The organism is Nostoc sp. UIC 10630 (assembly GCF_010747425.1).
GTDB lineage: Bacteria > Cyanobacteriota > Cyanobacteriia > Cyanobacteriales > Nostocaceae > Nostoc.
Window position 1 is genome coordinate 70,671 of the sequence record NZ_JAAGOG010000012.1, and the last position, 9,621, is coordinate 80,291.

The 9,621-nt window shown below is 44.8% G+C and carries 10 protein-coding genes; 3 read left to right on the forward strand and 7 right to left on the reverse strand.

The features are described from left to right. Positions 1 to 745 precede the first annotated feature (745 nt). From G1O98_RS05495 to G1O98_RS05505, 3 genes are all read right to left on the reverse strand, one after another. Positions 746 to 925 carry a hypothetical protein gene (locus tag G1O98_RS05495; protein ID WP_163927646.1) on the reverse strand — a complete coding sequence of 60 codons (180 nt, stop codon included), beginning with the start codon at positions 923 to 925 and terminating at the stop codon, positions 746 to 748. A 300-nt stretch (positions 926 to 1,225) separates the two neighbouring features. Beyond that, complete coding sequence (locus G1O98_RS05500) at positions 1,226 to 1,507, reverse strand: pentapeptide repeat-containing protein (RefSeq protein ID WP_163927647.1); 282 nt, start codon at positions 1,505 to 1,507, stop codon at positions 1,226 to 1,228. A gap of 110 nt (positions 1,508 to 1,617) precedes the next feature. Further along, positions 1,618 to 1,845: a hypothetical protein gene (locus G1O98_RS05505; protein WP_163927648.1), complete on the reverse strand. Its 228-nt coding sequence runs from the start codon at positions 1,843 to 1,845 to the stop codon at positions 1,618 to 1,620. Between the two features lie 61 nt (positions 1,846 to 1,906). Here G1O98_RS05505 and G1O98_RS41070 point away from each other — a divergent pair, with 61 nt between their 5' ends. Then, positions 1,907 to 2,062: a hypothetical protein gene (locus G1O98_RS41070; RefSeq protein ID WP_345940526.1), complete on the forward strand. Its 156-nt coding sequence runs from the start codon at positions 1,907 to 1,909 to the stop codon at positions 2,060 to 2,062. 245 nt (positions 2,063 to 2,307) lie between these two features. Here G1O98_RS41070 and G1O98_RS05515 read toward each other — a convergent pair whose 3' ends face one another. Both G1O98_RS05515 and G1O98_RS05520 read right to left on the reverse strand, forming a co-directional pair. Beyond that, complete coding sequence (locus G1O98_RS05515) at positions 2,308 to 3,021, reverse strand: Crp/Fnr family transcriptional regulator (RefSeq protein ID WP_163927649.1); 714 nt, start codon at positions 3,019 to 3,021, stop codon at positions 2,308 to 2,310. Between the two features lie 378 nt (positions 3,022 to 3,399). Next, on the reverse strand, positions 3,400 to 4,410 hold the full coding sequence (locus tag G1O98_RS05520) for a chemotaxis protein CheB (protein WP_163927650.1): 1,011 nt from the start codon (positions 4,408 to 4,410) through the stop codon (positions 3,400 to 3,402). A 399-nt stretch (positions 4,411 to 4,809) separates the two neighbouring features. Between G1O98_RS05520 and G1O98_RS05525 the strand changes: the two genes are divergently transcribed. Together G1O98_RS05525 and G1O98_RS05530 are read left to right on the forward strand one after the other, a co-directional pair. After that, positions 4,810 to 5,118 (forward strand): hypothetical protein, encoded by a 309-nt coding sequence (locus G1O98_RS05525; RefSeq protein ID WP_163927619.1) that lies wholly within the window; start codon positions 4,810 to 4,812, stop codon positions 5,116 to 5,118. A 90-nt stretch (positions 5,119 to 5,208) separates the two neighbouring features. Continuing rightward, positions 5,209 to 5,514 carry a hypothetical protein gene (locus tag G1O98_RS05530; protein WP_163927620.1) on the forward strand — a complete coding sequence of 102 codons (306 nt, stop codon included), beginning with the start codon at positions 5,209 to 5,211 and terminating at the stop codon, positions 5,512 to 5,514. 81 nt (positions 5,515 to 5,595) lie between these two features. Here G1O98_RS05530 and cysC read toward each other — a convergent pair whose 3' ends face one another. Both cysC and G1O98_RS05540 read right to left on the reverse strand, forming a co-directional pair. Beyond that, entirely contained in the window at positions 5,596 to 6,177 is a 582-nt protein-coding gene (gene cysC, locus G1O98_RS05535; RefSeq protein ID WP_163927651.1) for an adenylyl-sulfate kinase, read from the reverse strand. 226 nt (positions 6,178 to 6,403) lie between these two features. Beyond that, positions 6,404 to 9,424 carry a cadherin-like domain-containing protein gene (locus tag G1O98_RS05540; protein WP_163927652.1) on the reverse strand — a complete coding sequence of 1,007 codons (3,021 nt, stop codon included), beginning with the start codon at positions 9,422 to 9,424 and terminating at the stop codon, positions 6,404 to 6,406. Positions 9,425 to 9,621: the final 197 nt, after the last annotated feature.

Genomic DNA, 9,621 nt, shown 5'->3' on the forward strand with positions numbered 1-9,621 from the left:
TTTGCCATTGGGCATACAAATCTGTGAACTAAGAATTAGTTTCTTAGCCCAGTCACTATGAAGAATTGATTAAAACCTAAGAACTGTTGTAACCAATATGGCTATCCCAGTAATCAAGTACTAATTATTAGTCACTTATTTCAGAGACAATTATGCATAAAACTATAATCTGTTTGGTACAGTAAACGAGTACGGTACAGCAAGGGTTTAAGATTCTGAAATTTCAGAACCTTAGATTGGTACAGTTCTTATTCATGGTGATCAATGCTTTAACGTAACTTTCTGCATCACTGCTTATTTCACCCCTCACTAGGAGTAAGTTCAGTGAGAAAATTGATATCCTTCAGGTTGTTCTGTTTATCTTTCATCTTTTCGTTTTTTCATTGTCTTACTAGTAGATGCAGTTTGCAAAATAATCAGCTTATCGTAGCACTGACAAGCTAGTGAAGATGCTTACATTTATTTCTTCAACTTGAGTTGAAACTTTTACGGGATAGATAATAAGTGTTTGTGCCTTTATAAATCTGAATCATCAACAAAATTGAGCGAATCGACCGTAATTAAGGACAAACATCGCTAAAAGTCTATGTTACGCGATCACCCTAGAAACAGCAACATCGACTGAAAACCTTATTCTTTGATCAACTTCCAAGACTTTTTAGCCTACTGACTTTTGTAAGAACTACTTGACATCACAAGACAATTGCTAAGGCTGAAAGATTTATACAGCAATCTTTTCAGCCAGCTATATCTGGGGTGATATTTCATCATATAGAGATACAACTTGTAGAGATACAACTTGGTATTGAGCCGAGATATGAATGCGATCGCTAATTAACTGCATCTGCTGACATTTCGACTCCAGGTAATTCAGTGGCTTCAGGTGGCCAATGTTGACGGTGTACTCCCCATACCAAAAAAACAAAAGATTAGTTCGTAGTATTTATGTAACATAATATAGCCACATGATACCTTTATATGAATTGAATCATACGAAGATAGCCAACTTCATACCATCAAAAGTCTTTCACTTCGGATATGGAGTCTGGTCTTTGATTCGATTCAAAAAGCGATGGATATTGACGTGTACCGTTCATTCTACCCTGATGGTTGGCGTGTAAGCCACCTTAATGCTGTCGAGTCCGCCTGTACTACAGCAGACATGAAGGTGTGGGTTGTCATCGACTCTAATTCAACCGTGGGCTTTGTAGCCGTGAAACTCCATTCAGAGAGTAGTATGGGAGAAATCTACATGATCACCGTAACCATAATTAGTTATATATGAAAAAACCCCTAATAGTCCCACAAACAAGAATAAGGCAATCGGTAAGTAAATACTCCAACGCTTTTCCAGCCCAGCTTTGGCATGACTAAAGTTTGCGCCTATTAGGTTTGCACCAGTAAAATCTGTACTTCGGATATCTGCGCCGCTAAAGTTTGCCCCTGCAAGGTCTTGACCCTTGAACAAACGACCTCTGAGATTCTGGTGAGAGAAGTCTTGGGGCATGGCTAGGATTATAAAAGCGAGGGGTTATGTTACATACAGCTTCAGTATGAGCTTTTACGGACTGTAACACAAGATTTCTGGACTAGTGCGCTTGTGCTTACTGTGATCGCCTACAAGCAGAATATTGAGTCGGCTTTTGCTGTTCTTGTGCGATCTCGCCTCCGGCGGGCGCTCGCGCCATCGCAAGTTTGGCTAAATGCAGAGATTGGGTGTACAGTCAGGTGATTTTGGGACAAAGTTTGGCTAAAATGATGAGTTCTTAAAATTCCTTTCCCAAAGGCAATAAAACACATCAGCAAGTAACCGATTACGTACTTCGTACCCCCACCACCGTTCATTGGCAATTCTTCTTGACTTTGCAGATAATAGTTTTAGAGCTAATTATTTGAAAGGTTGATTGTGGTCTTTGCTCAAACCAGTCCCCCAGATATAATAACAACTCGCCTGACGTTAGACGAGTATCGGGCTATGGAAGAAACCAACCCCGAACGCCATGAATACCGTAACGGAGAGATTATTACTATGTCGGGAGGGTCGGAATCTCACAGTGCGTAGACGCGAAGCAGCTTGTCGTGAGACATCGCAGCAACTTCTTAATAAACTTTGGGTTTTTGCTTAGAGACACCAATTTTCGTTTGTATAACAGCGACTTGAGAGTTTGGATACCTGAATAACTGGACTCTCTTTTACAAAACGCTCAAACACCTGCCCTAGCAACATTTTTCTCCACCCAACAAATTTGCACTTCTTTTTACCAAACTACAAATTAGTTCATCACACAACACCTTAACAGGGGTACTCTATACACTTAGCAATCGCTTGTACTCGTTTTTAGTAATGCCATAGCATTGACAAGATGTATTTTCCAAATCTGACCGATTCAGGATGTTAATATTTCCACGCCTGTAGCTAATTATTCCTGCTCGACTGAGCGTGCCTGCTACCTCCGTAACACCAGTGCGGCGACAACCTAACATTGTGGCAATTAATTCCTGAGTCAGCATGAATTTATCTGATTGCATACGATCAGATACCAAGAGCAGCCAACGGGCAAGTCGCTTTTCTATAGTGTGGAGGCTGTTGCAAGCAAGTGTTTGTGTAACCTGGGTGAACAGCGTTTGTGTATAACGCAATAGCAAACTTTGAAGCTTTCCGCCCCGGTTGAACTCGGCAACTAGATCCTCACTCTTCATCCTCATACCACTGCCTGCAATCTGTACAAGCGCGGTTGTGGTTGTAGTGTTGCTGCCCAAAATTACCGAAATACCTACCATGCCCTCATTGCTCACTATACCAGCTTCGACGATCGAGGCATCTGACTTACACACCAAAGAAACCATTGATTGATGTGGAAAATAGACGTATGTAATTGGTTTGTCTGTTTCGTAGAGGACTTGCTTCACTTCAAGATTTACTTGCTCTAGGTGGGGAACTAGACGTTGATACTCTGGTTCAGAAAGAGCTAAGAGTAGCTGATTTGTTGTTGGTCGATCAGGTTGGTTAGATACAGGCATTGGAACCTTCTAGTCGACAATCATGCTTGGAAAAGCAACTGATGGCAGCTTGAGAGTCGTCTTAAACTAGTCCCAATATGTCAAAAGGTAAATATCTTTTAGCGTTGCAAGCTTTACAACTTACAAAGAGAGCGTCTGCTTAGACAGATGCGATAAGTTTTTGCTTTATGTACATTTCTATATTAAGCACATCCCACATTAGAAGTCGAGTCTGTTTCGCACCCTGGAGCTTATAAGTTAATCGGCATTTCTCAAAGCTTTTCAATAAAGTTTGTACACCTAGTAGTCTGCTAACCCAAAAATGCGCTTGTGAGGACTGAGGAAAGGGGAAAAGGAACTGGGTTTGGGGTTTAAACCCTTTCCCCCTGCCTCTTCCAGTCAATCAACATTTGTGTTTGTATTGTCTTTCAAAAGCACTTCCCGAATAATGGCGGAGCGCTCAAGAGCAGACTGCGCCTCTTCCTTCAATCTTTGTGCCGCCAAGGTTTGCTTACGAGCCTGCATCCTTGCAGCCATACGATGTGATAAAGAAGCTTTCTCTTCCAATGCCCTCAAAGCGATCCATAGTGCATCCTCTATGGCATCAGACTGAGTGGCTAGCAAAGTTTCTGCTGAATAAGCATGACCCGTGCGGCACCGGAAGCGCAACAAATTTCTCTCTTCGACTTCCCAGAGGATACCGCCACACTCAGGACAGCCAAAGGTTGATGGTTTACCAGGTCGAGTGCTTTCGTTTTCTATCGCTTCTAAATTCAATTGCGCTATTTCAGTTTCAAACTCCATCTTGCTAGGTATGGGGTTTTCTGGTTCTATTTCCATTGCTATATTAACTAAAGCTACCAAAATAGAAGGAATATCTGAAAGTGGCACGATATGGTCAATATCCTCTACATTTTCGATCGCATTACGTGGCATAGCAGCATACAAAGCATTATCAGGATTTTGGACAATTGCCACGCCGCGCCGCATTTTTACAGCCATTAGCCCCGCCGTGCCGTCGTCAAGCACACCTGTTAGTAGCACAGCAATCACTCGTTGCCCATAGGCTCGTGCTGCACTGCGAAACAATGGATCGATTGCGGGACGACAACGGTTTTCTTTTGGCCCCCGCGTCAAACGCAAATATCCTCGTTCTACCAGTAAGTGGTAGTCAGGGGGAGCCACATAAATCCAACCATGAACAATAGCTTCGCCGTCCTGAGCGTGAGACACTGGCAAGTTACTAGCGCGACTTAATATTTTTGGCAGAACACTTGTGCCATGACTGGATACATGAAGAACTATAATCACAGCAGCATTGAGATCGGGCGGCAAATTCTTGACTAGATAAGTCAGCGCCTCAACTCCACCGGCTGATGTTCCAATGACAATAATATTATGTTCAAGCATTAATGTAAGGATTTCATTAGCATAGCAGTATGGGCAACAAAAGCACATTTACTGCTAGTACCGAAAATAACGCAGCCAAAGAATTTGCTCACCTAGCTTTGAGAGGATTTATTTTTCATTTGAGGAATAAGACTTTAGAGGAATAGCACAAAATGCAATTTGCGTCTCTAAAAAGGTTTTAAAATCACGCACAATTATTTTCTGCGATTGAAAAAATATAAACATTGGAAAGCCATTTCCACAAAAATATGATCCAAGATTTGGAACACGCCGTAGAACAATGTCCTTCGCAACAGTGGGGAAATACCAGTAACTTTTTATACAAGTGAATACAAGTACTAAGCCCCGCATCACAGTGGGGAGAATTTCCGTGCGTCAATATAAACAGGAGATTATAGAATGACTGCAACTATTACTCGTTCTAAGCTCAAAAAGTCTGCTGCTAGCAAGAAGGAATCCCCGTATAAAAGGCTTCATCTGATTATTCCCATAGAAGATATGTTGTGGGCTCCGTTGTTGGCTGAAAACCAAGATTGTGGTGTTGAGCAAAAAGACTGTTATGAAGGCACTGATTCCGCCGCGTCCGTTGCCCAAAATGAATTTTCTTCCAAGGAAGCGATCGCTAATCAAATTCAGGAGCAGGTAGAACAGGGTCAATACTTTTCGGTTAAACCCAATAATCTCTCTTTTGCTCTGGGGAAAGGTTAAAGGGTAATGGGGAAAGGGAAATTCAAACCTTTTCCCTTTCCCCTTTCCCCCTTAACCGAAAAGTATTGAGAACAGGGTAATCCCACTTCGTTGTTAGTTGAAAATTCAGTTTCGGGTGTAGAAGTCAAAGCGGCTCATGAGGGTCAAAGTCCCGCCGCGCCCGTTACTGAAAAATGGTCGCATGAGGCGATTGTTGCAAGGGCAAATGCGCGGCCGGAGCGTATGCAGAAACTCAAGGTTGCGGCGAATTCGGGCGAGAATCCGGGCTTCGAGTACTTGCTTTCGTGCTGGAATGATGATCCGACTTTGCAGATTGTGACCAAAAAGCTTTTGGCGAAGTTTCCGCAGTGGGGGTTAGTTGCGGTGGAAGGGGTGCTTGTGAAGTGGCAAGAGTAGCAAAGATTCTGTACCCGTCCACAACTTGAAAATGCTCGAGTCGTGCGATCGCACAATGGTGCCATGTTATTTCAATCTTCTCTAAATCTCAACATTGACCAAAAGTCCGTCACTTTTAAGTAGCTGACCACTCAGGATAATCAAACCTTGAGTTTCTAAATAGTGAAGCACTTGGTTAACACATTGTTCAACAGTAAATCGATCGGTTTGACAGATAATCTCTGGATTTATTGGTTCTTCGTAGGGGTCGGAGATCCCAGTAAAATGTTGAATTTGTCCGGCTCTAGCTAATGCATAAAGTCCTTTAACATCACGGGATTCACAAACGGCTATAGGAGCATGAACGTAAATTTCGATAAAGTTGGTAGAAGTCTTTTTGAGTTCCTCTCGAACTTGACGATAGGGACTGATGGCGGCAACGAGCGCAATTATGCCATTACGACTAAGTAAGTTAGCCACAAAGCCAATCCGACGCACATTTATATCTCGGTCTTGTCTACTAAATCCAAGTCCCTGAGATAAATGGGTGCGAACGACATCACCATCAAGTAATTCTACTTGGTAATTGCGCGATCGCAATTCTTGAGCAACAGATAAGGCGATCGTTGTTTTACCTGCCCCACTTAACCCTGTCAGCCAAAGAATTAGACCTTGATGATGCATAATTTGCTTTGTTTATAAGAGCGAAAAGTGCGATGTCTACGACGGGCTACGCCTACGCACTTGATATCATTCGTAAATTGCTATGACTTTTTAAGGTTATGACGCTTGTACAAAAGATGCAAGCCAATGCATCAAAGGTGCAAGTCGATGCATCAAAGTTGCTCTTTGATGCATCAACATTGCTTGTTTGATGCAACTAAAGTCAGCGTTGCATGAATCGAGATAATTAAAGCGTTACGAAATCAGCAGCAGTCAGCGTCGTCGTATTAATACCAGTCAGCGTCGCCAAAATTTCATTCGTGGAAGTCACTTTAATATTGCTAGCTGAGAAACTCAGTTGCCCAAAGCTTAAACCACCATACAGTCCAATCAAATCATTACCGTCAGAGAAATCAGTAATGGTATCAGTCCCTTCTCCAGCAGCAAAGGCAAATGTATCATTACCATTGTTACCAGTAAGGGTATCGCTGCTAAGACCACCATAGAGGAGATCGTTGCCATTACCACCGTAAAGGCGATCGCTACCGCCACCACCGTAAAGGGTATCATCGCCATTACCACCGTTGAGGGTATCGTTACCCGCGCCGCCATCCATCAGCCCATCGCCATACAAGACATCGTTACCATTCTCACCAAACAGGCTATCGTCACCTGCGCCGCCAAAGATGGTATCGTTGCCATTACCACCGTTGATGATGTCGTTACCAATGCTGCCAATCAGACTATCTGCGAAATTAGTGCCATTCTTGATAAGACCGACAGCTACAGTAACAGTAGCAGTATCAGTGAGGCTACCATCGCTGAGGGTGTAATTAAAGCTGCGATTACCAAACAACTGAAGATTTGGAGTAAAGGAAACGAAATCATCTGCTGTGTTGCTGGCTGTGCCGTTATTGTTCAGGACGGCAGTACCGTTGGTGGCACCGTTAACACCAGTGATACTGAGTCCGGTGCTATCAACATCGCTATCATTTGCTAGTAGGCTACTAACTGCGATGTTGACAGTAGTACCAAAGAATGTGGAAGCACTGTCATCAACAGCAACAGGGGCATCGTTAACGGGGGTGACAGAGAAACTGCGGGTTTGTCCAGTTAAGGTTGCTGTGCCATCAGTGACATTGTAGGTCAGATTAACTGGACCATTAAAGTTGGCAGTTGGGGTGAAGGTATAAGTCCCATTATTGTTATTTACCAATGCACCGTTAGTGGCAGTTAAATTGGTAACTGAAAGGGTATCACCCGCATCTACATCCGTAAAACCTGCTAATAAGTCAGCCGCAGTAATATTAATGGCTGTATCTTCTGGTGTGTTGCTTAACGTCGCAGTGGGTGAACCTGTTGGGGCATCATTAACACCGTTGATGGTCAGGTTAACTATGGCTGTGCTAGTGCCACCATTACCATTATCGCTGACTGTGTAAGTGAAACTATCGCCCTGAGTAGCACCCACACCCAAGGACTCAAATTGACCGTTGGGGTTGTAGTCCAAAGTACCATCGGTTTTGAGAGACACGGTAGCACCGGAAGCTAGGGTAATTGGTGTACTTACTGTGACGCTGTTGCCATTAACTTTAATCACACTCAGGCTGTCGCCATTAGCATCGGTGTCATTTACCAAGACGTTGATGTTGACGAGGGTATTTTCATTACTTGTGGCAGTATCGTTGGCGGCAACAGGGGGGATGAAAGGTGATTCATAAGCGCCAATATCCACACTACCGCCAATGGTGCGAGTGATACCCCGTTGGTCTGTGGTGACACCCACAGGGATGAGGGTATTGTCTCCCGCGTTGATGGCAGCCGAACCGGAAACTATAGCGTGAGTGAAAGTGGCACCGCCGTTGTCGGCGAGAGAGGCGATGACTTGGTTAATATTGGTAATGCCAGCCGAGGCAAAGGTGATATCGCTACCAGTGCCGATGCTGCCAGATGCGCCAGTCAAGCTACCGATGAGGTTGTTGCCATTGCCTGTGACTGCACCCGAAATATCAGGGGCTTCGTTACCAGAATCGAAGTTGCCGGCGATGATGGTGTTTTGGGCGGTGACGGTGCCTGCTAGTCTGGATATACCGCCGCCATTACCACTGCCATTGTTGTCGGAGTCAGCAGTGTTATTGGTAATAGTGCTGTTGTTCAGGTTCAGCGTACCTATGTTTAAGATACCGCCGCCGTTTTCTGCCGCCTTATTACCAGAGATCGTGCTGTTGGTCAGGTTTGCTATACCAAAGGTTACTAGACCACCGCTATTTCCTGCTGACGTATTGCCAGATACGGTGCTGTTGATTAGATTGAGTGTGCCGAATAACTGGCCGATGCCAGCAGCGCCCCCCCCACTAGTCGTAGTATTGTTAGAGACAGTGCTTCCCGTTACGCTGAGGAGAGTACCTTGGTTAGAAATGCCACCGTATCTTACCCCAGTATTGCCAGAGACAGTGCTGTTAGTTAAGCTCAAAGTCCCAAAGTTGATGATGCCGCCTATATCTCCAGTATTGTTAGAGACAGTGCTTCCCGTTAGGCTGAGAGTACCTTCGTTATAAATGCCGCCGAACCTTCCAATATTGCTAGAGATGGTGTCGTTGGATAGCATCAGGTTTTCTACGTTAAAGATACCACCACTAGCACTATTATCTTTTCCAGCCGTAATCGTTAGTCCATTAATTGCTACATCAATTTGATTGCTACTATTGCCATCATCCACTTTAAAAACAGCAGAGGCATTATTACCGCTGATACTGAGGTTACTTGCCCCTAGTCCATTAATAGTCAAGGCATCAGTAATAACTAATTGCCCAGAAGTCAGGGTAATGGTATCGGGTGTAGCATCGGTGAAGACGCTGCCCTCAAAAGTAATCGTATCCGCGCCTGCCAGGGCATTGGCATCGAGAATCGCTTGTCGTAATGAACCTTCTCCCGAATCGTTGGTGTTGGTCACTACCGTACTGAAACCGATGCCGTAGGTATCATCGTTATTGGTGGTAGTTCCAGCATCGTTAGCCGCACTGTTGCCACTGAAGGAAAGATTATCTATAGGAGTAACGGTAGCTAGGACGGTGGGCATTCCTTGGTTATTGCCGTTGGTATTGGTAGTAGATTGCATGATGAAAATTGCCCCACCCAAGCCTTGTCCTGAATTAACCCCCATGCCACCTGTAGCCGTGTTGTCGGTAAAGGTGGTATTGCTGAGGGTTAAAGAGCCACTGCGGACGAAGATGCCGCCCCCCAATCCAGCACCGCCGCCGCCGCTCAATCTAGTACCGCTGCCGCCGCCGAAGCCGCCGAAGCTAAAGTTGCCGTTGCCGGTGTAGCCGTAGCCGAAGCCGCCACCGCCGCCGCCATAGCCGCCGTTGCCGCCGCCGTTGCCGAAGAAGCCGAAGCGACAGCCGCCTCGGACGCCGACTCAACCTACTCCGCATCAGACGCAGCCGACGAAGCAGGCAGAGTAAA